A 23,549-nucleotide genomic window follows, 5' to 3' on the forward strand; every position below is an offset into this window, starting at 1 on the left:
GGTCACGCGTTCGCCATAGCGGGCTTCGGTGGAACAGCTGCCATGTCCAGCCAGTTCACGCCCCACATATGGCCGTCCGGATCCTCAAAGCTGCGGCCATACATGAAATCGTATTCGTCGACAGGGCTGGGATCGGCCACGCCGCCCGCAGCCTTGGCCCGACCGACGATATCGTCGACCTCTTTCCGGCTCTCGGCGGACAGGCAGAACAGCGCCTGGTTCGAGGTCTTTGCGTCGGCGATCGGCTTCGGCGTGAAATGACGGAATTTGTCGTGGGTGGTCAGCATGACGTAGATGGTCTCGGAAAAGACCATGCAGCTTGCGGTGTCATCGCTGAATTGCGGGTTCCTGGTCGCGCCGACCGCCTCATAAAAGGCGGTCGCACGCTTGAGGTCGGTCACCGGCAGATTGACGAAAATCATCCTGGGCATGGAGGCTCCTTGGGCGGGGTTCTGCCCAAGGACGGACGGCTGGGCCGCCATCCGACACCGCTTCCGGATTTTTTTCAGACCGTGCCCGCGCAGTTCTGTCGCACCGCGCCCCGCGCGGGCTGGTCAGCCTTATCTCTTCTCGTTCGGGTCCCGATGCACTGGATCGATCCACAGCACCGTCTCGGGCTTCTCGACCGGCTCGATGTCGAGATTGATCGCAACCGCCTCGCCATCGCTGCGTACCAGCACGCATTCCAGCACTTCGTCGGGGCTGGCGTTGATCTCCTGATGCGGCACGTAAGGCGGCACAAAGATGAAATCTCCGGGGCCGGCCTCGGCGGTGAATTGCAGGCTCTCGCCCCAGCGCATCCGCGCCTTGCCCTTCACGACGTAGATGACGCTCTCGAGATGACCGTGGTGATGCGCGCCGGTCTTGGCGTCGGGCTTGATGCTGACGGTGCCCGCCCACAATTTCTGCGCACCGACGCGAGCGAAATTGATCGCGGCCGCACGGTCCATGCCAGCGGTCGACGGCACGTTGGTATCGAGTTGGTTGCCGGGAATGACGCGCACGCCGTCATGTTTCCAGCGATCATCGTGGTTATCGTGGTCATGGTGGGAATGGCTGTGATCGTGGCCGGTCATTGATTTTTCTTTCTGCTGGTTCCGTGTGCGCGAAACTAACCAAAGCGGGCCTATCAAGCCATACCAAAATCGGAACTGTCATAGCTGCCCGGCGTTGTTACCGGGAGCAATCTGGAAGGAGAGAGTTTCATGGGTAGCACCAGCGACAAGATCAAGGGCAACGCCAACGAAGCCATCGGTAAGGCCAAGCAGGGCATCGGCGAAGCCACCGGTTCCGAGCGCCTCCAGGGCGAGGGCGTGGTCCAGGAAGTCAAGGGCAAGGGCCAGAAGGCCATGGGCGATGCCAAGGACGCAGCGAAGGAGGCGATCGATCGCGCCGCTGCGGCCGCTCGTCGCACAACCGAGTAAACTGAGTTGGACGAAAAGCGAAAAGACCGGCCGCAAGGCCGGTCTTTTTGTTTGCGCGTTATTTCACGCCGAGCAATTCCACATCGAACATCAATGTCGCATTCGGCGGGATCACGCCGCCGGCGCCGCGCGCGCCGTAGCCGAGCTGCGGCGGGATGATCAGCGTGCGCTTGCCGCCGACCTTCATCGTGGCGACGCCCTCGTCCCAGCCGGCAATGACGCGGCCCTTGCCGATTGGAAATTCGAACGGTTCGTTGCGATCGACGGACGAGTCGAATTTCTTGCCCTTCTGGCCGTTCTCATAGAGCCAGCCGGTATAGTGCATCACGCAAATCTGGCCCGGCTTCGGCGAGGCGCCGGTGCCGACGACGCTGTCGGTGATCTGCAGTCCTGAAGCTGTGGTCATGGTCTTTCCTGCGGTCTGGGCCGAGGCCGTGGTGGATATGAATGTCGATACACCGCCGATCAAAATGATCGCGAATGCCGACATGATGGCGAGGAGCACGCGCTGGAAACGCTGCATTAGGCACCTTCCGTTTGAGGCGGAAGGTGTCTAGCGCAAGGCCGACGCCGTTTCCACCCCTTTAGACCTCGATATTTTCCAGCCGCACCGGCAGCTTGCGGACGCGCTGACCGGTGGCGTGATAGATCGCATTGCAGATCGCGGCATTGGTGCCGACATTGGCGAGCTCGCCGAGCCCCTTGGCGCCGGCCGGATTGATGTGATCGTCCTGTTCGGAGAGCAGGATCACCTCGACGCCCGGAACGTCTGCATTCACGGGCACGAGATAGTCGGCAAAATTGTCGTTGACGTAACGTGCGGTGCGCTCGTCGATCTCGGTCGCCTCCAGCAGCGCCGAGGACATACCCCAGATCAGACCGCCCATCAGCTGACTGCGGGCCGTGCGCGGATTCATGATGCGGCCGGCTGCGAAGGCGCCGACCAGGCGCGGCGCGCGGATCTCGCGCGTGAAGCGATTGACGCGGACCTCGACGAACTCGGCGCCGAAAGCATAGGCAATCTTGTCCTTCATGGCCGCACCACCGACGAGCCGCGCATGACCGCTGTGCATGGCCTTGAAGGAGTCCAGCGGCGCGCCTTCCGGCTTCCACTCGCCATATTCCTCGACCACGCCGGCACCGAGCGCGTCGAAGGCCTTCTCCAGATCGAGCCGGCGATCGCTTCTGGCCGCCTCCGTCGATGGCGTCTGGCCCATGCCAACGGTTTCCTTGGCCTTGTCCGCGAGGCTCTCGTTCGGCATCAACGCCTTGAACAGCCGCTGACGAACCTGGTCACACACCATCATCACAGCGGAGCAGGTGCTGGCCGTCGAATTCGATCCGCCAGCGACGGGTCCCGGCGGCAAGTCGCTGTCGCCAATGAAGACCGCGACCTTCTCCAGCGGCACGCCGAGCCTCTCGGCGGCCGTCTGCGCAAGGATCGTATAGGCGCCCGTGCCGATCTCATGACCGGCGATCTCGACGCGGGTGCGCCCGTCGCGCTGCAGGCGAACGCGCGCTGCTGCCGGAGCCATCTGGGTCGGGTAGCAGGTGGCCGCGCAGCCATAGCCGATCAGCCAGTCGCCGTCGGACATCGATTTCGGCGCCGCCGAGCGTTGTGCCCATCCGAAAGCCTTGGCGGCCTGGTCGAAACACGCCATCAGCGAGCGCGACGTGTAGGGCTTGCCGCCGATCGGCTCATTGGTCGTGTCATTGACGCGGCGGAGCTCGACCGGGTCCATGTTGAGCTTCACAGCCAGCTCATCCATCGCACTCTCGAGCGCGAACAGATAAGGCACCTCCGGCGGCGAACGCATGAAGCCCGGCGTATTGCGGTCGGCGCGCACGATCGACACCAGACTGTCGACATTCGGGCAGGCATAGAGCCGCGTCGTGGTCTTGGTGCCGCCGACGCAATAGGGGTCGGCGCGCGAGGAGACTTCGGTGCCCTCGTGCCTGAGCGCGATCAGCTTGCCGTCGCGGCTCGCGCCAAGCCTGATCTCGTGGCGGGTTTCGGCGCGATAGGTCGCGATCGTAAAGCCTTGGTCGCGGGTCGGGACCAGCTTGATCGGCCGGTTCAGCCGCTTCGCGATGCCGGCAATGATCGCAGTTCTCGGCGTCATCGAGCCGCGCGAGCCAAAGCCGCCGCCGACATAGGGATTGACCACCCTCACCTTGTCGGCGTCGATGCCGAGCTGCTCGGCGACGCCGTTCTTCAGGCCGTAGACATACTGGCTGGGCTCATAGATGACGAGGGTGTCGCCCATCCAGGCACAGCTCGTCGAAAACAGCTCCATTGGATTGTGGTGCTGCGTCGGCGTCTCGTAGGACGCGGTGAGCTGGACCTCGGCCTCGCCGAACGCCTTGGCAAAGTCGCCGACCTTCGGGTCTTCCTTGAATTGCGCGTTCTGGCCTTTCGCGGCTGCTTTCGTGGTTCCGGGGGAGTCGAAGCTCGCGCTGGGAGTTACCGCTGAGTAGCTGATCTTGACGCGATTGGCGGCCTCGCGCGCGGCCTCATAGCTCTCCGCAATGACCACTGCGATGATCTCGCCGTCATGGGCGATGTCGGCCGACTTCAGCGGCTGGATGGTCGTGCCGGCGTAGCCGCCATTGCTGAAGAGTTTTGATTCCTTCAGATCCGGGGCGTTCTCGTGCGTGACGATGTCGATCACGCCGCGGACGCGCTTCGCATCGTCCAGATCGAAGCTGTCGATGCGGCCTCGGGCGATCGCGCTGGTCACCAGGAATGCATAGGCCGGATTGTCCAGCGGCATGTCGGACCCATAGGTCGCACGCCCCGTGACTTTTGCCACTGCATCATAGCGGGGCACGGGCTGGCCCATATTCGCCTTCGGCTCGGGAGCAGCAGCAGTCATGATCAGATCTCCATCGTTACGGCCTGCTGGAGCGCGCGCGCCACTACGCGCTTGCCGAGCGCAATCTTGAAGCTGTTGTGTCGGCGTCCCCTGGCGTCAGCGAATGCGGCATCGGCGGCGCGCCGCGCCAGATCGTCGTCGAATTTTTGCCCCTTGAGCTGCGCCTCCGCTTCGCGGGCGCGCCATGGCACGGTTGCGACACCGCCAAGCGCAACGCGCGCGTCCCGGATCGTCCCGTCCTGCACGTCCAGCGCAACCGCGGCCGAGGACAGCGCGAACTCATAGGATTGCCGGTCGCGCGCCTTCAGATAGACCGACCGCGGCCAGCGGCTGGGAACGACGAAGGCCGAGATCAGCTCGCCTGGATGAAGCGAGGTCTCGATCTCGGGGCTGTTGCCCGGTGCCTTGTGCAGCTCCGCGAACGGCATGCGGCGGGTCCCGGATCTGCCGGTAACCTCGACCGTTGCATCCAGCGCGATCAGCGCCTGGGCGAAATCGCCGGGGTAAGTCGCGATGCACTGATCGGAGACGCCGAGCACCGCGTGCATGCGGTTGACGCCATCCATCGCGGCACAGCCGGAGCCGGGATTGCGCTTGTTGCAATTCTCGTAGGAGACGTCGCGAAAATAGCTGCAGCGTGTCCGCTGCATCACATTGCCGCCGAGCGTTGCCATGTTGCGCAGCTGGGCACTGGCGGCGAGCTTCAGGGAATTGGCGATGACCGGATAGTTGCGCAGGATCTCGTCATGCGCGGCGACATCGGACATCCTTGCAAGCGCGCCGAGCCGCAGGCTCCCGCTGCCAGGCTCGATCGCCGACCAGCCTTGCGCGAGCGGATTGATGTCGACGATTGCGGCCGGCCGCATCACATCGAGCTTCATCAGATCGATCAGCGTGGTGCCGCCGGCGAGCGGCTGGGCCGAGGCCTGCGTCAGCGGCTTGTTGGCGGCCGCAGCAGCGCTGAGCGCCTGCACGGCCATATCGGGGTCGGTTGCCCTTTGGTATGCAAACGATCGCATGCGCCTAGCCTTTCATAATCTCGGGCGCGGCCTGCTTCACCGCGGCGACGATGTTGGGATAGGCGGCGCAACGGCAGATGTTGCCGCTCATGTATTCGCGGATGTCCGCATCCGAGCCGGCATGCCCTTCCTTCACGCAGGCAATCGCCGACATGATCTGGCCCGGTGTGCAATAGCCGCATTGGAAAGCGTCATTGTCGACGAAGGCCTGTTGCATCGGATGCAAACGGTCGTTGGTGGCGAGACCTTCGATGGTCGTGATCTCCTGCCCTTCGGCTGCGAGCGCGAGCGTCAGGCACGACACTACGCGGCGATCGCCGATCAGCACCGTGCAGGCGCCACACTGGCCGTGATCGCAACCCTTCTTGCTGCCGGTGAGCTTGAGATGCTCGCGCAGCGCGTCCAGCACCGTGGTGCGCGCATCGAGGCTCAGGCGCTTGTCCTGGCCGTTCACCCGCAGCGTGACGTCAACGGGAAGCGCAGGATCCTGCGCCGCTGGCGCTCGTGCTTCCTGCGCAGCCGCGCGCGCGGTCAGCGGAACAAGCGCGCTGCCTGCGGCACCCGCCATGAACGCGCGCCTGTCGAATCCGGATGGTTGGGAACTTGAATGATCGGGCATGGACGGCCTCCGCCGCTTCGACAACAAAGCAGCGCACGCCTGCACCGCTCACCGCCCACCAACTTGGGGCCATGAGCTCCGTTCCGAACGGACAAGGGCGACGCTGCCGATGCCGCGTCGCCTTCCGTCAACTTTTCCTGATCTTGCGCCGGGGAACCTCGCGCCCCGATCAATAGCCGAGCGCGCAACCGTCCTTGCGCGGGTCGGAACCGCCGGTAAGCGTGCCTTTGTCCCAATCGATCCAGATCGCCTGGGCGCCGCCGAGCGGGCCGACCACGCTGGTGGTCTTGTGACCGAGCTTCTTGAGGCCTTCGACGATATCGGCCGGAACGCTGTCCTCGAGCTGATACTGGCCCTCATAGTGCAGGCCGCGCGGCATGTCGATTGCCTCCTGCACGTCGCAGCCATAGTCGAGGATGTTGGTCAGCAGATGAGTCTGACCGGTCGGCTGGTACTGTCCGCCCATCACCGCGAACGACATCGTGGAACGGCCGCCCTTGGTGAGCAGGCCCGGCATGATCGTATGCAGCGGACGCTTGCCGCCTTCGATGCAGTTGGGATGGCCCGGCTGGATGCGGAAGCCGCCGGCGCGGTTCTGGAACAGCACGCCGGTCTTGTTGGAGACGATGGCCGAGCCGAAGGAATGCGCGACCGAGTTGATGAACGAGCAGACGTTGCGGTCCTTGTCCACCACGGTGATGTAGATGGTCGAGGGATTCATCGGTGGCGCGACATTGGGCAGGTCGAGCATGCCGTCCATGCGGATCTTGCTGATGTACTCGTCGGCAAACCCCTTCTCGAGCATCTCGGCGACGTTGATCTTCATGTGCTCGGGAGAAGCAACGTGCATCTCGCGGTTCATGTAGGCGATGCGCGCGGCTTCCGCTTCGAGATGGAAGCGCTCGACGCTGACGGGCGCGTATTTGGTCAGCTCGAAGCGCGACAGGATGTTGAGCATCAACAGCGCGGTGACGCCCGGGCCGTTCGGCGGGCACTGCCAGACGTCGTAGCCCTTGTACATGGTGCCGATCGGCGTCGTCGTTTCGGTGGTATGCGCGGCGAAATCGTCGAGCGTGTGCAGGCCACCGATGCCGCGCAGGGTCTCGACCATGTCCGCCGCGATCTCCCCCTTGTAGAAGGCATCGCGGCCATCCCTGGCGATCGCGCGCAGCGTCTTGCCGAGCTCCGCCTGGCGGATGACATCGCCGGCGACCGGCGGCTTGCCGCCGGGCAGCAGGTAGCGCACCGTGTTGGTGCCGTTCTTCAGCTTCTCGAACTGGTTCTTCCAGTCGAAGGCGACACGGGGGGCGACGACATAGCCTTCCTCCGCCGCCTTGATCGCCGGCTGAAGCAGCCGGTCGAAGCCGAACTTGCCGTGATCACGCAGCACGGTTGCGAAGGCGTCGATCACTCCCGGAATGGACACCGCATGTGCGGAGGTCAGCGGCACGGAGGTGATCTTGCGCTCGAGATACCATTCGGCGTCGGCAGCCTTCGGCGCGCGGCCGGAGCCGTTATAGGCGATGATCTTGCCCTCGCCGCGTGGCTGGATCAGCGCGAAGCAATCGCCGCCGATGCCGGTCGATTGTGGCTCGATCACGCCGAGCAGGGCAGACCCCGCCACGGCCGCGTCCACCGCCGTGCCGCCCTCGCGCAGCACCTCGATCGCGGCAAGGGAAGCCTGCGGATGCGAGGTCGCCACCATCGCGTTGGTGGCGTGGACCGTGGACCTGCCGGGGAAATGGAAGTTTCTCATCGAAGTTTTGCTCTCTCAGACCGTGGGGCGCGCGCCGCGCCGTCTCGGAAAAACCGGGCCTTCATGACACATTCCAGGGCGTCCGGGCAATGCTGGCATACCAGGGAAATGGCTGCCATTCGCCGGGAAGAGAGCTATCCGTTGCGGGTTTTCTGGGCGCCAGCCGCCTGCTAAACGGGCGCATGATTTACAAGGTCTGCGCGTTCTACCAATTCGCTGCCCTGCCCGATTTCCGCGAGCTGCGCGAGCCGCTGCGCGCGTTCTGTGCCGGCCTGTCCCTCAAGGGCAGCGTGCTGCTGGCCCAGGAAGGCATCAACGGGACCATCGCCGGGGCGCCCGAGGCGATTGACGCCTTCGCCCATGAGCTCGCGCACGGGGCTTTGTTCGGCGGCCGGCTGAACAATCTCGAACTGAAGTGCTCGACTGCCCAGGCGATGCCGTTTGGCCGGCTCAAGGTGCGGCTGAAGAAGGAGATCGTCACGCTCGGCGATGCAGCCGCCGATCCGACCCGGCAGGTCGGCATCTATGTCGATGCTGCCGAATGGAACGCGCTGATCACCTCGCCCGATACGCTGGTGCTCGACACCCGCAACGCCTTCGAGGTGGCGATGGGAACGTTCGAGGGAGCGGTCGACCCCGACATCAAGAGCTTTGGTCAGTTCAAGGATTTCGTCAGCCAGCAGCTCGATCCGGCAAGACACCGGCGCGTCGCCATGTTCTGCACCGGCGGCATCCGCTGCGAAAAGGCGAGCGCGCATCTGCTCGCGCGTGGCTTTGCCGAGGTCTACCATCTCAGAGGCGGCATCTTGAAATATCTGGAAGAGGTGCCGGAGGCGCAAAGCCGCTGGCGCGGCGAATGTTTTGTTTTCGACGAGCGCGTCGCGCTTGGCCATGGCTTGCAGGAAATTGGTTTGCGCGAACGGGACAAGGACGCCGCACGTGACGAATGAGATCAAGACGCTCACCGAGCGCATCGACGCACTTGAGATGCGCCTCGCCTATCAGGACGACACCATCGAAACGCTGAACCAGACCATCACGGCGCAATGGAAGCAGATCGATGTGCTGGTGCGGAAGGTCGCAGAGCTCGGGGATCGGTTGCAGGAAGCCGAGACCAACGCGCCGGGCCCCGGCAACGAGCGCCCGCCGCATTATTGAGCTGATGCCCTGCTACTGGCCCGATGCCCTGCGCAGCAGGTTCGTAATTTCGCCCGACATCATCAGACGATCGCGGCCGCTATCCTTGGCGGCGTAGAGCGCGCGGTCGGCGGCCTCAACCAGCGAGCTCGTGCCCGCGGTGCGCTCCACTGCCGGACGGCAAGCCGCGCCGCCGACCGAGACGGTGACGCATGGCCCCGTCGGATTGGAGGCATGAACCAGGCCGGCGTCGCGGATGGCGTTGCGGATACGCTCACCGACCCGGGCGCAGCCGGCAGCGTCGGTGTTCGGCAGCAACATGGCGAATTCCTCGCCGCCATAACGGGCCGCGAGATCGCCGACCCGTTGCACCTCGGTCGCGATGGTCTTTGCCACCACGCGCAGACAGACATCGCCCGCGGGATGGCCGTATTCGTCGTTATAGGCCTTGAAGTGATCGACGTCGATCATCAAGAGGCCAAGGCTGGAACGATCGCGATACGCGCGCGCCCATTCCTCTTTCAGCCGCTCGTCGAAGCGGCGACGGTTGGCGAGCCCCGTGAGGCTATCCTCGATCGCGAGGGTCTCGAGCCTTGTCTCCAGATTCTTCTGCTCGGTAATGTCGCGCGAGATCGCGACCACGCCGTCGACATTGCCGTTCTCCTTGCGCGTCACGCGCATGGTCGATTCCAGCCAGACCTCGGACTTCTGCCGGTGCACGTTGCGGTAGGTGACGCGCGCCTCTTCCGTGTCGCCACGCTTCATGGCATCGACGATGGCCTGGACATGCGGGCGGTCCTCCGGATGGATTCCGGCGAGTGCCTCCGTGCCGATCAACTGATTGGGCCGCCAGCCGACGACGCGGTTCGACGACGGCGAGACATAGCGCAGCCGCTCGTCGAGCCCGATGCGGGTGACCATGTCGCTGGAGCCTTCCGCGAGCAGGCGGAAATGCGCCTCCTTCTCGATCAGGGCCGCGGCCATGCGCTGGCCACGTTGCAACTGCCGCACCAGCACCGCGCCGATGATCGCGATCAGCATCACCAGCGCGAGCACGTACAGCATGCGGGAGATCGCGGCGGCCCGCCACGGCGCCAGCAATTCGTCCTTGTCGACGGTTGCGAGCAGCACGAGCGGATAGCGGCCGGAGCGCTTGAAGAAGCTGACGCGCTCGGCCCCGTCCAGCGGCGAGGTGAAATGATAGGCGCCGTTCGGCCGCTGCAGGCTGGCATCGCGGAACAGCGGCGTATCGCCGACATTGAGGCCAACGAACTTTTCGTTGTTCGGGTTGCGCGCGATGATCGAGCCGTCGCCGTACATCAGCGTCACCGAGCTGTTGCGGCCGATCTCGAACTGCTCGTAGAAGTGCGACAGATACCGCGAGCCGATCGCGGCGAGCACGACGCCGCCAAAGCTGCCGTCCGCCTTGTTGAACCGCCGTGACAGCGTCACGACCCATTCGCCGTCCACGAGGCTCTTTACGGGATGACCGACATAGGCCTCGCGCCTGGACGAGAGCTGGTGGTGCCGGAAGAAGGCGTCGTCGCTGAGCGTCGAGGCGATTGTCCCGGGCGAAGTCAGCCAATTGCCCTTGTCGTCGATGATGGCGAGGCTATGGACCCGGTCTATCGCCTTCTTGCGCGCCTCGAGCAGGTTGCGCAGCTTGCCGATCGTGGCGGGATCGGCGCCGTCCATCTCGAGACGGCTGACGACGCCGACGACACCGGAATCCAGGAGATCGAGGCTGTCCTCGGCGTGCTGCGTCAGCGAGCGGGCGACGTTCGCCATCTCGGTTTCGGCGCCCTTGAGCACCTGATCGCGCGCGGCCCATTCGCGCCAACCGCTGACGCCGAGGATCGCGACGCAAGTGAGCACGACGAAAGCCGCCGCGCGCAACGGCAGGCGGCTCCATCCGGCTCTCTGTGAGGCGAGGTTCATGCGGCAGAAATCTCCGATCGCCGGAAACTCTGCCGCTTCTGTTATTGAACCCTGAAGCCCCCGCGCGGATTCGCATTCATCTACGGGTTTTCCCGTACTCCTACGGACCGGGCCTTCCGCAGATCACTAACAAGGTCTTAGCAAGACTATCGGAAACCGGCGATGGCTAGCTGAAGATCGCCTTCACCTTGTCCCACAGCGAGGGATTGTCGGCGTCGGCATCGGCTTTCGACGGCGTCGGCTGCGCGGCGCTGACGGGATCGGAGGCGGGGAAGCTATCTTCCAGCCCGGTGTCGAGCTTGGCGTGGCGATCTGCGGCGAGGGCTTCGCGCAAGTCCTCGGCATGCTTGTCATGCGGCGCGGGGTTGAATGTCTGGGCCATGGAATTCCTCCTCCATTGGCGGGTCAACGCGGCGCATTTGCGCTGGTTCCCCTGTTCCGCTTCCGCCCGCGGCGGTGTATCAGGAACCTCAACCCTGCATCAGGACCATCAGTGCCCCAGTCTGCGACAAAGCCCTTCATCGACGTGCTCTCCGGCCAGCGGCAAGCCGTCCCACCCCTGTGGATGATGCGGCAGGCGGGCCGCTATCTGCCTGAATATCGCGAGGTGCGCGCCAAGGCCGGCGGCTTTCTCGATCTCTGCTTCAATCCGGAGCTTGCGGCCGAAGTCACGCTGCAGCCGATCCGAAGGTTCGGCTTCGATGCGGCGATCATCTTCTCCGACATCCTGGTGATCCCCTATGCACTCGGCCGTGAGGTGCGCTTCGAGGTCGGGGAAGGCCCGCGGCTCGAGCCGCTGGATGATCCGGCCAAGGTCGCGACGCTCGCCGCGCAGGCCGACTTCGGCAAGCTCCAGCCGGTGTTCGACGCGCTCAAGATCGTACGCGCCGCGCTCGATCCCAGCACGGCGCTGATCGGCTTCTGCGGCGCGCCGTGGACGGTTGCGACCTACATGGTCGCGGGCCACGGCACGCCCGACCAGGCGCCGGCGCGGATGATGGCCTACCGGCATCCCGAGGCGTTCGCTGAGATCATCGACGTCCTGGTCGAGAACTCGGTCCGCTATCTGCTGGCGCAACTCGAGGCCGGGGCCAACGCCCTGCAGATCTTCGACACCTGGGCCGGCGTGCTGCCGCCGGCCGAATTCGCGCGCTGGTCGACCGAGCCGACGCGCCGCATCGTCGAAGGCGTGCGCGCCAAGGTCCCTGACGCGAAGATCATCGGCTTCCCGCGCGGCGCCGGCGCACAACTGCCCGGTTACGTCGAGGCTACCCTCGTCAACGCCGTCAGCATGGACTGGACCGCCGAGCCCGCCTTCATCCGCGAGCGCGTGCAGAGCCGCGTCGCCGTGCAGGGCAACCTCGATCCGCTGGTGCTGATATCAGGCGGCGCGGCACTCGACCGCGCGGTCGACGACGTGCTGGCGAACTTCGCGCAAGGGCGCTTCATCTTCAATCTCGGCCACGGCATCCAGCCGGAGACGCCGATCGCCCATGTCGAACAGATGATCAAGCGCGTGCGGGGCTGAGGCGCACCCCGACGACGGAAACAAAACCGCGAAAACAACCCCATGCACCGTACAAATCATTGACGGATTTTGCACCGCATCGATTTTGTATTTTCCGAATATCGTTTGACCCGTCGGGCAAAACAGGTGTACGATGGCATCATCCCGCCGATCGTCATTCCGCATGACGTCAGCGACCGGCCGACGTCAGACCTTCGAGAATCTCTCGGGCACGCCTCATTGAAAAATCATATGCTGCCCGGTCGAAGGACGGACTTCCCCGCATCATGAAGCCGTGGCGCACGTCGGGAAGAATGTGCACGTCGACATTGTCCATGCGCATTGCCGCGTCACGATACGTCTCCAGCACCTCGATCGGCGCGCGATTGTCCTTGTCGCCCCAAATCAGATCAACCTGCCGGCGACCCCCGACAAGTTCCTCAAGATAGTCCAGCATCTGGGACCCGTGGCAGCAGATACCAGCAGCATAGCCAAGTCGCTTGGGCCCGAGAATCGCATACGGACCGCCGTAGCAAAATCCCATGACCGCCGCCTGGCCGTTGAATTGCGGGATTGTGCCGAGGTGTCTCAAGGTGTCGATCATGTCCTCTTCACCGGCCTTGATTTGTGCCAGGCGCGGCTGCGCGCGCTGGGCCGCGCGCGGGTCATTCCGGGACAGCGGACCGGCAATCGAACGCCAGAACAGATCCGGCACCGCCGCGATGAAGCCATATGCCGCCAGTTCGTCGGCGATTGCGATCATGTCGGTATCAACGCCGTGAATAGCGGAGGCAAGCACAATGGCAGCAACCGCCGTCTCAGTCTCGGGCGCGACCAGATAGCAATCGAACACCCCGCCGCCTCTCGCGGAGATCTTGCTGAATGTCCCTTGCATGTCGAATCCCACAGGCCGCGCCATCCAGGACTTCGCCGCGCTACTCGGGCCGAATCTTCGCGAGGCTGATCACTCTGGCCCACTTCTCGGTTTCGGCGGCCATCAGCTTGCCGAAATCGACGGGCGAACCGCCCAGTTCCGTCGCATCAAGAGCGCGCAGGCGCATCCTGAATCCGGGATCGGCCAGAGCGGCATTTGCTTCCATATTGAGCTTGTCGATCGTCGGGGCCGGCGTGTCTTTCGGCGCACCGATGCCGAACACCGAACTCGCCTCATAACCGGGCACGAATTCGCCGATCACAGGCACATCCGGCAAGGCTTCGGATCGCTTTGCCGTCGTGAGCCCGAGCGCGCGTAGCCTGCCGCTTGCGATGTATCCGATCGACGGCGCCAGGTTGACGAAGACGACCTGCACCTGCCCGCCGAGCAGATCCGTAATTGCGGGCGCCACGCCTCGATAAGGCACATGCTGAAGATCGAGCCCGCCGGCGGCCTGCTTGAACAGCTCCGCGGCGATGTGGGTGATGCCGCCTACGCCGCCCGAACCGTAGGATAGTTTCCCAGGATTGGCTTTGGCATAGGCGATGAACTCCGGGATCGTATGGGCAGGAACCGATGGGTGTATCACCATCACCAGAGCGCCACGGGTCAGGCCTGCGACCGGCGCGATATCCCGCAGGAAATTGAAATCGAGATTTTCATAAAGCGTGGCATTGATCGCGTTGGGGGAGCCGACCAGCAGGAGCGTGTAGCCGTCCGGCGGTGCGCGCACGACCGCCTCGGTGGCGAGATTGCTTCCCGCTCCCGGCCGGTTCTCGACGATGAATTGCTGGCCGAGCCGCTCCGACCACCACTCCCCGAGCAGACGCGCGAGAATGTCGTTGGGGCCGCCGGCGGCAAAGCCGACCATGATCCGGACCGGCCGCGCAGGATAAGTCTGCGCCCAAGCTGGCCCTGAGAGCAGCGCCGGCGCGGCCACCCCAGTTGCAAAGCGCAGAAATTGACGTCGGGAGGAAGTCATAGGCTCTGCTCCGTCGAACCGGCACTCGCGCGGGCTCTCCTCAACGGCCGAGGATAGTTGATGCCGTCATAAGCGCATAAGGCTATTGTCTGATGAGGTCATCTCAAAACGGAAATGGGTGCTCCCATGCAGATGAGCGATCGCATCGGAAAGCGAATGAAGCTGCAGGATCTGCATGTGCTCATGACGGTGGTGCAGGCCGGCAGCATGGGCAAGGCGGCGCTCATGCTCAACACCACCCAGCCCAACGTTTCGAGATCGATCGCGGAACTGGAGCATGCGTTTGGCGTCCGCTTGCTGGATCGCCACCGGCGCGGAATCGAGCCGACCAAGTGCGGCCGCGCCCTGATCGATTGCGGCGCTGCCGCCTTCGACGAATTGCGACGGGGCGTGAAGAGCATCGAATTCCTGGCCGACCCCACCGCTGGAGAGGTGCGGATCGGGAGCACGGCCTTTCTGGCGGCGAGCTTTGTGTCCGCGCTCGTCGACCGGCTCTCCCGGCGTCATCCGCGGATCAGGTTTCAACTCGTCACCGGCTACATCGAGACATTGCACCGCGAGTTGAGCGACCGCAAAGTCGATCTTTTGTTCGTGCGGAGCGGCGGCTCGATGACTGATGAGCGATTGCAATTCGAGTTTCTTTTTGAAGATCGCTATGTCGTCGCAGCGGGTGCGAAAAATCCGTGGACGCGCCGGCGCAATATCCAGCTCCCCGATCTGGCGGAGGAGCGTTGGGTGCTTCCGCCGCGGGAGAGCGTGATCGGCTCCATCCTCACGCAGGCCTGTCTTGCCCGAGGCCTCGCGTATCCCCAGGCAACGGTGGTCACCGATTCCCCCCATATGCGGGTCAGCTTGCTGGAGACGGGGCGGTTCATCACGGTTTTCCCGGCGTCCGCACTGAAATTTCTCGCCCGGGAGGCAGCGCTCAAGGTCTTGCCCATCGAACTGCCGGCGGCCCGCCGACCGAACGGGATGGTCACCATCAAGGACCGCGCCGTCAGCCCGGTCGTGCAGCTCGTCATCGACAGCGCCCGTGAGCTGGCAAAGCCGATGGTGAAAGGAAAGTGACGCTCTGGATGTCTACTGATGGCCCGTGGCTGACCTTCGCTCGAAGAGCCACAATGTTTGTTTACGGGAGATGAGCCGACCAAGCGGAAGCAGCCTGTCGAGGGCAGCTTGTGACCCGAAGCCGACAATTTGCACTTCTGCCGTGCTGGCAGATAGCCACTCCCTATGATTTGATTACCAGTCAGAGCCGTTGCAGGGGAATTGTCGCCATGAGACGCCGAGAATTCTTGCAGTTAGCTGGTGGAGCGTCATTTGCTTGGCCATCGCTTGCGCGGGCTCAGAGGCGCGCAACCCCGCCTCTCGTTGCGTTCATAACACCCTTCACAGAAGAAATAGTTATTGAAAGAACACTCGACCTGCGCGCGGGTCTCAAACAAGTCGGGCTTGTCGAGGATGTTGACTATACTCTCGCACTACGTTTCGCGAACGGGAATTTGTCGCGAATACCTAAGCTTACAAGAGAGCTACTCGAGTTGAAGCCGCGGGTCTTTGTTGTGGCAGCCTCACTGAGCGCGCTGAACACGATCCGCAAAGAAGCGCCGGATATCCCGCTGGTCGTTACTGGTCTTGCTGCTGATCCTATCGCAATGGGCTTTGCTGAAAGCTATGCAAGACCAGGTGGAATGATTACTGGCAACACTATGAACGCCGTGGGCGGCGAAGAGGCCCTCACCACAAAACGCATCGGCTTTTTCAAGGAATTAGTGCCGAACGTTGCGCGCCTTGGGATGATCCACTTTGCGGATAGTCTAACCCCGGTTACTGCCGGAAATCTGGCGCTTTCCGAGCGCAAAGCCTTGCGAAAGGTGTCAGATCATTTTGGCTTCGAGTTTCTGAACTATGAAATCCAGACACTCGATGACTTCGACGACGCTGTTTCGGCGGGACTGCGGGATGACGTCAGCGCATTTTACATTTCGGGCGACCCAAGGATGGACTTCGATATTCCTCGCGTTGTGACATCTCTAACAAAATCTGAAAAGCCAACGTGTGGCGTCTATCCCTTCTGGGCGCAACGCGGATTGTTGATGTCATACTCAAACGATCTGCACGATATGCTGCGGCGAGCAGGCTTCCAGGTCGCGAAGATCATTCAGGGCGCGAAGCCGGGAGAGCTCCCGTTCGAGCAAGCAGTTAAATACACCCTGGTCATCAATATGAAGACTGCGAGGCGGCTCGGGATCACCCCGCCGCCTACGCTTTTGGCCGCGACGGATGAACTAATCGAATAGCGAGGGAATCAGCGTCCGCTGCTGGCCCTGCTGATCTTTCTCGACGCATTGCGGCATGGACCGGTTTTGACTCGAAGGCGACATGATCACCGCAAGGCGGGTGGCGCGAAGCCAGTCGCTATGGTCTGATAGGGGGAGATCAACAAAGGTTTTTTGTGGCTGGCAGCAACTTCGAGCCAGCGATTGGCAGACTGCCGACGATGCTGATTCCATGCGACCGGCCAAAGCAGAACGAGGCGTCAAATGAGGAGGCGGAACTTCATCGGAGGGGTGGGTTTGCTTCTGTTGACCCGTGCCTCCAGAGCACAGCCATCGGCAAATCAACGACGGATTGCCATCGTGGCACCTTGGCACTCGATTGAGGAACTCACGAGAAACCCGGTTTATCGCGCATTTCTTGACGAGCTTGCACGCTTGGGGTTTGTCGAGGGAGAAAACTTGATCGTTAACCGCTATTCGGGGGACGGCAAGCTGGACAGCTATCCCGAGTTGGCCCGAACGGTCGTGAAGGACAATCCAGAGGCGATCTTGACCGGCGCGGGTCCGATGACGCTCGCGCTCAAATCAGCGACGCAAAGCATTCCTATAGTCACGATCATAGGAGACCCGGTGGTTTGGGGACTTGCGGAAACGCTGGCGCGACCTGGTGCAAATGTGACCGGCGTCACCGTTGATGCTGGCATTGAACTTCATGGAAAGCGTCTAGAACTTTTGCGAGAGACAAGACCTGGGGCCTCGAGATTGGCCTACCTAGCGTCTTCGTCAGCGTGGAAGCAGCCTCAGGGCGCGATGGTCCGAGAGGCCGCACAATCTTTCAAGCTTTCCGTAGCGCATGTAGATTTGGGGAGTAACTTGAATGATGCCTCCTATGAGGCAGCCTTCGCATCGACGAGTTGGACCAACTCAGATGTGCTGCTCGTTTCCGATGAACCAGAGCATCTATCCCATAGCGGGACCCTAGTTAGTTTAACTACGAGCGTTCGCGTCCCGGCCTGCTATCCTTTCCGTGACCTCGTCGTTGCCGGTGGGCTCATGGCTTACTATCGGGATCTGATCGACGCGTTTCGGCAGCTCGCGGCCCAGATGAAGCAGGTATTAACCGGACAGAACCCCGCCGAGATACCATTCCGGCAACCGACTAATTTTCGGTTGTCGATCAATACGAAGGCTGCCCTGAAAATTGGTCTGATTCTGCCGCAGGCGATACTCGTCAGCGCCGATGAGGTGATTGAATAGACTTTGTTGTTGCGAGGCACGAGTCTGCAACTGTTCCTCAACGAACCAATCACGGCATGGTGCGCGACGGCACCTTTTGACGCTTAGCGGAATGGCTCTGCCATCCCCCTAGCATCGCTCAAGCTGGCATGGTGAAATGGGGCGAGAACAAGATCGATTGGGTGGGAGATGAGGCGGCGAGAATTCATTTTTGGCGTCGGTGCCTCGATGGTCTCACCTATCGAGCTCAAAGCACAACATCGGAAAATCTGGCGTGTTGGATTTCTTGGATCAGGACGACTTGATCTGGCGCTGCCAGTTTTTCGGCGGCGAATGATTGAACAAGGGTACGTTGAAGGTAGTACCTACGTCCTCGATGTGCGCGAAGCCAGGGGCCAATTTGATCTGCTGCCCCAATTAATGAAAGAGATTATGAACGGCGGCCCGGATGTTATCGTCGCCGAAGCTACGCCAGCTATTGCGGTGGCGCAGCATGCAACAAGCACTATTCCGATCGTAATGGCGCCATCGACCGATCCGGTTGGCTCCGGTTTCGTCGAGAGCTTTGCTCACCCCGGAGGGAATATAACGGGCTTTGCCAACATGTTTGGCGATCTCGCGGCGAAGTCCCTGGAGATGTTGCGTTTGGTTGTGCCAAGCGTCAAACGCATTGCCGTATTGATGTCGGCAAATCCAACCCACCAGAAAATGCTTGAGCTCGCGCGTGGCGGTGCGGATCGATTGGGGCTCACACTCTTTCCGTTCGTGGCACCAGCCCCGGCGGACCTAGAGCGGGCTTTTAGCGGAATGAAGGAGACCAATTGCGAGGCGGTCTACGTATTAGCTGATCCTTTTCGTCCCGCGATTGCGAAGCTAGCAGCAGAGGCGCGACTTCCCTCGATTTACCAGTATAGCTTGTTCGTCGATATTGGTGGGCTTATGAGCTACGGCCCGAACATATTGAGTATTTTCGACCGAGCTGCCGTCTACGTCGATAAGATAATCAAGGGAGCGCGTCCTGCGGACTTGCCGGTCGAGCAACCTGAGCGGTTCGAACTGGTGCTTAACTTGAAAGCCGCCAAGGCGCTGGGTTTGTCGATATCTCCGTCCGCAATCTCATTGGCCGATAAAGTGTTAGAGTAAGACCACGGCATCAGTCACGGATCCTAACAGCAACGGCGAGCGCTTCCCGGTTGATGATGTCGGCTTATGGCTCTTAGCCGACCTTCCTCCAGCGTTACTCGCTTGGACCGGTTTAGACCCACCGCGGTCACCGAGTAATCGTTCGTTGCAACAGTGGCAGCTTCAGTTTGCGAACGGCGAAATGAACGAAAAAGTTGCGGAGGGCACTTGGTACTATGACGGCAAAATCCCGAGGCGAGTCGCCGAAGTGGTAGGTGGAGAGAGCACTTCGCATCACTCCACTGAACTCATGGGTACGGCCTGCCGTGGCCTGCTGCGCTCGATGATCTCGGCGGCGCCCTTGCCCAGCAGATCCAGTTCGACGCTACGTCCGAGTTCACGCGGCCGATTGGCCCGCCCTGCGCCTGAAGCTTCGATGATGGTGTTGCCGGAGAGATCGAGCACAGACGCTGTAAGCGACATCTGATAGCCTGCGATGGTCGAGAAGCCGGCCGCCGGCGAATTGCAATGGCCGCTCAGCACCCGCAACGCTCAACATCGGCGGAGGCGTGGGCAAGCTCGTCATTGGTAGCGCCCGAGAGCTCGCAAAACCGATGGCGAAGCCGAAGTGACGAACCGGATGTCGGCTTGTGAGCCGTCGCGGGCCTTCGGCCGCTGCTCCTCGCAGCCGCCAAGAGGGGGTATGGCTAGTTGCGCTTGGCGATTTCGCGATACAGCGACTCGGGGCTAACACTGAGTTCGGCAGCAAGGCGCACCCACTGCCCCTTGGAAGGGGGAGGACCGCGCCACGCAATCCATGCATCGAGGCGCTCGGCAACGGTTTTCATGGACAGGATTTCCGCGTGGAAGCGCGCATTTTGAAGCTCATGAGCGAAGTGTCGAATGAGAGCCAATCCGAGCGTGGGATTTTGCGCGAGGCGGTTCAGGAACTCTCTCTTCGAGACGGCCCAAGCTGTTGAACTCGAAACCGCGACTGCGGCACAGTGGTAAGTTGGGGAATCGATTGACGCTTCCGCGAGCATTGTCCCCGGTCCAGCGTGCTGGAGCACAAGTGAAGCTCCGGAAGCCTGATGTCGCACCAAATCGATAGCCCCGCCGGTCACCATGAAGATGTACCGGACCGGGTCTCCCTGGCGGAAGACGGTCTCGCCAGGCTGGAAGCCTAGATGGCGTCGGTCGAGGCCTTTCAGTAGCGGGGCAAGATCGGAGAACATGATAGCAATCATGTTCCTGAAGCGACCGCTATGGCAAGATGCCTCAACAGGAGAGTACCCCATGCGCCTACTCGCATTCGCACTTTTGCTCCTTCCAATGGCAGCACTGGCCCAGCAGCCCGAGCAACAGCATCAACATTCGATGCGCGGCGAGAGCATGCCCGGCAAGCCCATGCCGATGGACCACACGCAAATGATGAACCATATGCAGATGATGCACGGTGGGAGCATCAACGAGACGGATGCGCGCAAAGACACCCGAGCGCCGACCGAGCCGGGACAGTCCGCCTTCGCAGCAATTCAGGAGATCGTTCAAATTCTGGAAGATGATCCGCAAACGGATTGGTCGAAGGTCAACATCGAAGCACTACGCCAGCACCTGATCGACATGAATAACGTCACCCTGGCCGCTCATGTCAGCAACGAAGCAATCGATGGCGGGATGAAATTTGTCGTCACGGGTGACGGTGCCGTCCGCGATTCCATCCAGCGAATGACGTCAGCACACGCCGCAACCATGGACGGCGTGGGTGGCTGGCATTTCGTCGCGAAGGACACTGACGAGGGTTCCATCTTTGAAGTCCGCGTACCGCCGCAAGATATGGATAAGCTGAAGGCGCTTGGCTTCATTGGCACCATGACACGCGGGATGCATCACCAGCAGCATCATCTGATGGTAGCCAAGGGCGAACATCCGCACGGCTGACGGCACGCCCGAATGCCTGACCTACGGCCCCATTCCCCATTCGTCAGCTTGTGATCCGAGCAGATATCGCGCTTGCGCGCTATCAGTGCATCGCAGACGCTCTTGAACGCGTGGGCAGATGGCCTACCGTGGCCGGCTGCGCTCGATGATTTCGGCGGCGCCTTTGCCCAACAGATCCAGTCCGACGCTACGTCCGAGTTCACGCGGCCGATTGGCCGGCCCTGTGCCTGAAGCTTCGATGATGGTGTTGCCGGAGAGATCGAGCACAGACGCCGTCAGCGACATCTGATCGCCTGCGATGGTCGAGAAGCCGGCGACCGGCGAATTGCAGTGACCGTTCAGCACCCACAGCACCTCGCGCTCGGCATCGGCCGAGGCGTGTGCGGCGTGATCGTCGATGGACGACAGGATTTGTCGCGTTGGCCAGTCCTGCGCAGCGCATTCGACCGCGACGATACCCTGCCCTGCCGCGGGCAGCATCTCCGCCACGGTGAACTCGTAGGCGATCCGGCTGGAAAGACCGACGCGATCGAGGCCCGAGCGCGCCATGATCAGCGCATCGGCAGGCCCCACCGCGCCGCCATCCGGCAGCTTCTGCATCTCGCCATGATCGAGCTTTCGCACCCGCGTGTCGGCGGCGCCACGGAAGTGAATCACCTCGACCTCAGGAAACAATCGCCGCGCATAGGCGGCGCGACGCACGGCATTGGTGCCGATTTTGAACCCCTTGCCGCGAGACTGGCGCAGCGCCTCCAGCGTCACGCCCGCGCGCAGCACCAGCGCGTCGCCGGGCGGATCGCGCGACAGCGTGGCGCCGATGACGAGGCCGGGCGTGTCTTCGTTGCCCGGCATGTCCTTCAACGAATGCATCGCGGCCTGCAATTCGCCCGCGAGCACGGCGGCCCGGATCTGTGCGACGAACGCCCCGCCCTTGCCGCCATGGGGCAGCAGCTTGCCGGTCTGGTCGATATCACCCGTGGTGTCGAACTTGACGATTTCGACGTCGAGGCCTGATACGGCTGCTGTCAGACGGCGCGCAATCTCTTCCGTCTGTGCCAGCGCCATCGCGCTCTTGCGGGTGCCGATCTTGAATCGCGGTGCCAAGCCGTTTGTCCTTTCGAGCCGCAAATTACCGCGCGTCCTGCAATATCATATCGGAGGCCTTCTCCGCGATCATGATGATCGGCGCGTTGGTGTTCCCCGAGACGAGATCCGGCATGATCGAGCCGTCGACGACGCGAAGGCCCTCGAGCCCCCTCACCTTCAGCCGCTGGTCCACCACCGCGAGCGCGTCATTGCCCATACGACAGGTCGAGGTCGGATGGTAGATGGTGCTGCCGCGCTCGCGGCAATAATCCAGGATCTCGGCGTCCGTGGATACCTTGGTGCCGGGGTCATACTCGCCGACCACGAACGGCTTCAACGCCGGCGCATTCAGGATTTTCCGCAGGATCTTGATGCCTTCGACATTGGTGGTGCGATCCGTCTCGGTCGACATGTAGTTGATGCGGATTTCCGGCGGCACGGTCGCATCAGCGCTCTTGATGCGCAGGGAGCCCCGGCTTTCGGGCCGGAGCTGGCACACCGACGCGGTGAAGCCGGAGAAATCGTGCAGCCGCTCGCCCATCTTGTCGGTCGAGAACGGCAGGAAGTGCACCTGGATGTCGGGCGAGGCCAGCCGCGGACTGGTCTTGAAGAACGCGCCGGCGGTGCCGGCCGCGATCGTCAGCCAGCCTTTCCGGAACAGCGCATAGCGCGCACCGGCCAGCGTGCGGCGGAGCGGATGGTTGACGGTGTCGTTCAGCGTGATCTTCTGCGAGCATTTCATCACGATGCGGACCTGCATGTGGTCCTGGAGATCGTGGCCGACGCCTTGCGCGTCGAGCACGACATCGATGCCGTATTTGCGCAGGAGATCGGCGGGGCCGACGCCGGAGAGCTGCAACAGTTGCGGCGAGTTATAGGCGCCGCTCGACAGCACGACCTCCTTCCGCGCCCGCGCGCGGCGCAGGGTTGAGCCCTGCATGTATGCGACCCCGACCGCGCGGCGGCCCTCGAACAGCACGCGCTGGGCGAGCGCCTCCGTCTCGACCTTGAGATTGCTGCGCGCCTTCGCGGGGCCGAGATAGGCCACCGAAGTCGAGGCGCGGCGGCCGTTGCGCGTGGTGGTCTGGAACAGGCCGACGCCTTCCTGGGTCGCGCCGTTGAAATCGGGGTTGTAGGGCAGACCGGTCTCGACGGCAGCATCGATGAAGGCTTTCGACAGCGGATCGGTCACGACCATGTTCGAGACCGGCAGCGGCCCGCCGGTGCCGTGATATTGATCGGCGCCGCGCGTCTGGTTCTCCGCCTTCTTGAAATAGGGCAGCACGTCGTCATAACCCCAGCCGGCATTGCCGTGCTGGCGCCAGCGGTCGTAATCCTCGTGCTGGCCGCGGACGTAAAGCAAGCCGTTGATCGAGCTCGATCCGCCCAGCGTCTTGCCGCGCGGCTGGAACACCTGCCGTCCCTTCAGCTCGGGCTCCGGCTCGGTCTGGTACATCCAGTTGACGGACTTTTCCTTGAACAGTTTTCCGTAGCCGAGCGGCACATGGATCCAGATGTTGGAATCCTTGGGTCCCGCCTCGAGCAGCAGCACCCTGTGCTGGCCGTTCGCCGAGAGGCGGTTGGCGAGCACGCAGCCGGCGGAGCCGGCGCCGACGATGATGTAGTCGAACTCGGGGTCGGACGGTGTGAGGGATGAAGTTGCGTTCATGCGCTACTATTCTTCTTGTTGGCG

At 62.5% G+C, this 23,549-nt stretch carries 23 protein-coding genes and 1 pseudogene; 9 read left to right on the top strand and 15 right to left on the bottom strand.

Going from position 1 to position 23,549, the window contains the following annotated elements; all coding sequences use genetic code 11:
• Positions 1 to 2: 2 nt before the first annotated feature.
• Together XH91_RS26990 and XH91_RS26995 are read right to left on the bottom strand one after the other, a co-directional pair.
• Positions 3 to 431 carry a VOC family protein gene (locus XH91_RS26990; protein WP_128953405.1) on the bottom strand — a complete coding sequence of 143 codons (429 nt, stop codon included), beginning with the start codon at positions 429 to 431 and terminating at the stop codon, positions 3 to 5.
• Between the two features lie 129 nt (positions 432 to 560).
• Complete coding sequence (locus XH91_RS26995) at positions 561 to 1,076, bottom strand: cupin domain-containing protein (RefSeq protein WP_128953406.1); 516 nt, start codon at positions 1,074 to 1,076, stop codon at positions 561 to 563.
• Between the two features lie 129 nt (positions 1,077 to 1,205).
• Between XH91_RS26995 and XH91_RS27000 the strand changes: the two genes are divergently transcribed.
• On the top strand, positions 1,206 to 1,424 hold the full coding sequence (locus tag XH91_RS27000) for a CsbD family protein (RefSeq protein WP_128953407.1): 219 nt from the start codon (positions 1,206 to 1,208) through the stop codon (positions 1,422 to 1,424).
• A gap of 58 nt (positions 1,425 to 1,482) precedes the next feature.
• Here the strand turns inward: XH91_RS27000 and XH91_RS27005 are convergent, their stop codons facing one another.
• The 5 genes from XH91_RS27005 to ggt form a co-directional block, all read right to left on the bottom strand.
• Complete coding sequence (locus tag XH91_RS27005; protein ID WP_128953408.1) at positions 1,483 to 1,947, bottom strand: FKBP-type peptidyl-prolyl cis-trans isomerase; 465 nt, start codon at positions 1,945 to 1,947, stop codon at positions 1,483 to 1,485.
• Between the two features lie 61 nt (positions 1,948 to 2,008).
• Complete coding sequence (locus XH91_RS27010) at positions 2,009 to 4,300, bottom strand: xanthine dehydrogenase family protein molybdopterin-binding subunit (RefSeq protein ID WP_128953409.1); 2,292 nt, start codon at positions 4,298 to 4,300, stop codon at positions 2,009 to 2,011.
• A gap of 2 nt (positions 4,301 to 4,302) precedes the next feature.
• On the bottom strand, positions 4,303 to 5,319 hold the full coding sequence (locus tag XH91_RS27015; RefSeq protein ID WP_128953410.1) for an FAD binding domain-containing protein: 1,017 nt from the start codon (positions 5,317 to 5,319) through the stop codon (positions 4,303 to 4,305).
• Between the two features lie 4 nt (positions 5,320 to 5,323).
• A complete protein-coding gene (locus XH91_RS27020; RefSeq protein ID WP_245477210.1) occupies positions 5,324 to 5,887 on the bottom strand; it encodes a (2Fe-2S)-binding protein in 564 nt (187 codons plus the stop codon).
• 220 nt (positions 5,888 to 6,107) lie between these two features.
• Positions 6,108 to 7,694 carry a gamma-glutamyltransferase gene (ggt, locus tag XH91_RS27025; RefSeq protein ID WP_128953412.1) on the bottom strand — a complete coding sequence of 529 codons (1,587 nt, stop codon included), beginning with the start codon at positions 7,692 to 7,694 and terminating at the stop codon, positions 6,108 to 6,110.
• A 182-nt stretch (positions 7,695 to 7,876) separates the two neighbouring features.
• On the opposite strand from ggt, the gene trhO reads away from it, so the two are divergent.
• Entirely contained in the window at positions 7,877 to 8,644 is a 768-nt protein-coding gene (gene trhO / locus XH91_RS27030) for an oxygen-dependent tRNA uridine(34) hydroxylase TrhO (RefSeq protein ID WP_128953413.1), read from the top strand.
• Positions 8,634 to 8,852 carry a SlyX family protein gene (locus XH91_RS27035; protein ID WP_128953414.1) on the top strand — a complete coding sequence of 73 codons (219 nt, stop codon included), beginning with the start codon at positions 8,634 to 8,636 and terminating at the stop codon, positions 8,850 to 8,852. Before trhO ends, XH91_RS27035 begins: the two co-directional genes overlap by 11 nt.
• Before the next feature lie 12 nt (positions 8,853 to 8,864).
• Here the strand turns inward: XH91_RS27035 and XH91_RS27040 are convergent, their stop codons facing one another.
• Both XH91_RS27040 and XH91_RS27045 read right to left on the bottom strand, forming a co-directional pair.
• Entirely contained in the window at positions 8,865 to 10,769 is a 1,905-nt protein-coding gene (locus tag XH91_RS27040) for a diguanylate cyclase (protein WP_128953415.1), read from the bottom strand.
• 166 nt (positions 10,770 to 10,935) lie between these two features.
• Complete coding sequence (locus tag XH91_RS27045; protein ID WP_128953416.1) at positions 10,936 to 11,151, bottom strand: hypothetical protein; 216 nt, start codon at positions 11,149 to 11,151, stop codon at positions 10,936 to 10,938.
• Between the two features lie 111 nt (positions 11,152 to 11,262).
• Here XH91_RS27045 and hemE point away from each other — a divergent pair, with 111 nt between their 5' ends.
• Positions 11,263 to 12,297, top strand: coding sequence for a uroporphyrinogen decarboxylase (gene hemE / locus XH91_RS27050; protein ID WP_128953417.1), 1,035 nt, complete (start codon positions 11,263 to 11,265; stop codon positions 12,295 to 12,297).
• 169 nt (positions 12,298 to 12,466) lie between these two features.
• Here hemE and XH91_RS27055 read toward each other — a convergent pair whose 3' ends face one another.
• Both XH91_RS27055 and XH91_RS27060 read right to left on the bottom strand, forming a co-directional pair.
• Positions 12,467 to 13,171, bottom strand: a complete 705-nt coding sequence (locus XH91_RS27055) for a dienelactone hydrolase family protein (protein WP_164934060.1) — start codon at positions 13,169 to 13,171, stop codon at positions 12,467 to 12,469.
• 40 nt (positions 13,172 to 13,211) lie between these two features.
• Positions 13,212 to 14,192 (bottom strand): Bug family tripartite tricarboxylate transporter substrate binding protein, encoded by a 981-nt coding sequence (locus XH91_RS27060; RefSeq protein WP_128953419.1) that lies wholly within the window; start codon positions 14,190 to 14,192, stop codon positions 13,212 to 13,214.
• A gap of 156 nt (positions 14,193 to 14,348) precedes the next feature.
• Here XH91_RS27060 and XH91_RS27065 point away from each other — a divergent pair, with 156 nt between their 5' ends.
• The 4 genes from XH91_RS27065 to XH91_RS27080 all read left to right on the top strand — a co-directional run bounded on the left by XH91_RS27065 (position 14,349) and on the right by XH91_RS27080 (position 18,850).
• The gene (locus XH91_RS27065) at positions 14,349 to 15,260 is read left to right on the top strand and encodes a LysR family transcriptional regulator (protein ID WP_164934061.1); all 912 of its coding nucleotides are present in this window, start codon (positions 14,349 to 14,351) and stop codon (positions 15,258 to 15,260) included.
• 209 nt (positions 15,261 to 15,469) lie between these two features.
• Positions 15,470 to 16,492, top strand: a complete 1,023-nt coding sequence (locus XH91_RS27070; RefSeq protein WP_128953421.1) for an ABC transporter substrate-binding protein — start codon at positions 15,470 to 15,472, stop codon at positions 16,490 to 16,492.
• A 276-nt stretch (positions 16,493 to 16,768) separates the two neighbouring features.
• Positions 16,769 to 17,728: an ABC transporter substrate-binding protein gene (locus XH91_RS27075; protein WP_164934062.1), complete on the top strand. Its 960-nt coding sequence runs from the start codon at positions 16,769 to 16,771 to the stop codon at positions 17,726 to 17,728.
• Positions 17,729 to 17,935: 207 nt separating this feature from the next.
• A complete protein-coding gene (locus XH91_RS27080; RefSeq protein WP_164934063.1) occupies positions 17,936 to 18,850 on the top strand; it encodes an ABC transporter substrate-binding protein in 915 nt (304 codons plus the stop codon).
• A gap of 273 nt (positions 18,851 to 19,123) precedes the next feature.
• On the opposite strand, the pseudogene XH91_RS27085 reads toward XH91_RS27080, so the two are convergent.
• Positions 19,124 to 19,413: pseudogene (locus XH91_RS27085) on the bottom strand (hydroxymethylbilane synthase); the annotation flags it as partial.
• A gap of 123 nt (positions 19,414 to 19,536) precedes the next feature.
• Positions 19,537 to 20,064 (bottom strand): Crp/Fnr family transcriptional regulator, encoded by a 528-nt coding sequence (locus XH91_RS27090; protein ID WP_164934064.1) that lies wholly within the window; start codon positions 20,062 to 20,064, stop codon positions 19,537 to 19,539.
• Positions 20,065 to 20,125: 61 nt separating this feature from the next.
• Here XH91_RS27090 and XH91_RS27095 point away from each other — a divergent pair, with 61 nt between their 5' ends.
• Entirely contained in the window at positions 20,126 to 20,770 is a 645-nt protein-coding gene (locus XH91_RS27095; RefSeq protein WP_128953425.1) for a hypothetical protein, read from the top strand.
• A gap of 123 nt (positions 20,771 to 20,893) precedes the next feature.
• On the opposite strand, the gene hemC is transcribed toward XH91_RS27095, so the two are convergent.
• Together hemC and XH91_RS27105 are read right to left on the bottom strand one after the other, a co-directional pair.
• On the bottom strand, positions 20,894 to 21,874 hold the full coding sequence (gene hemC / locus XH91_RS27100; protein ID WP_128953426.1) for a hydroxymethylbilane synthase: 981 nt from the start codon (positions 21,872 to 21,874) through the stop codon (positions 20,894 to 20,896).
• A 25-nt stretch (positions 21,875 to 21,899) separates the two neighbouring features.
• Positions 21,900 to 23,525 (bottom strand): GMC family oxidoreductase, encoded by a 1,626-nt coding sequence (locus XH91_RS27105; protein WP_128953427.1) that lies wholly within the window; start codon positions 23,523 to 23,525, stop codon positions 21,900 to 21,902.
• Positions 23,526 to 23,549: the final 24 nt, after the last annotated feature.

It is taken from the genome of Bradyrhizobium guangzhouense (assembly GCF_004114955.1).
Lineage (GTDB): Bacteria > Pseudomonadota > Alphaproteobacteria > Rhizobiales > Xanthobacteraceae > Bradyrhizobium > Bradyrhizobium guangzhouense.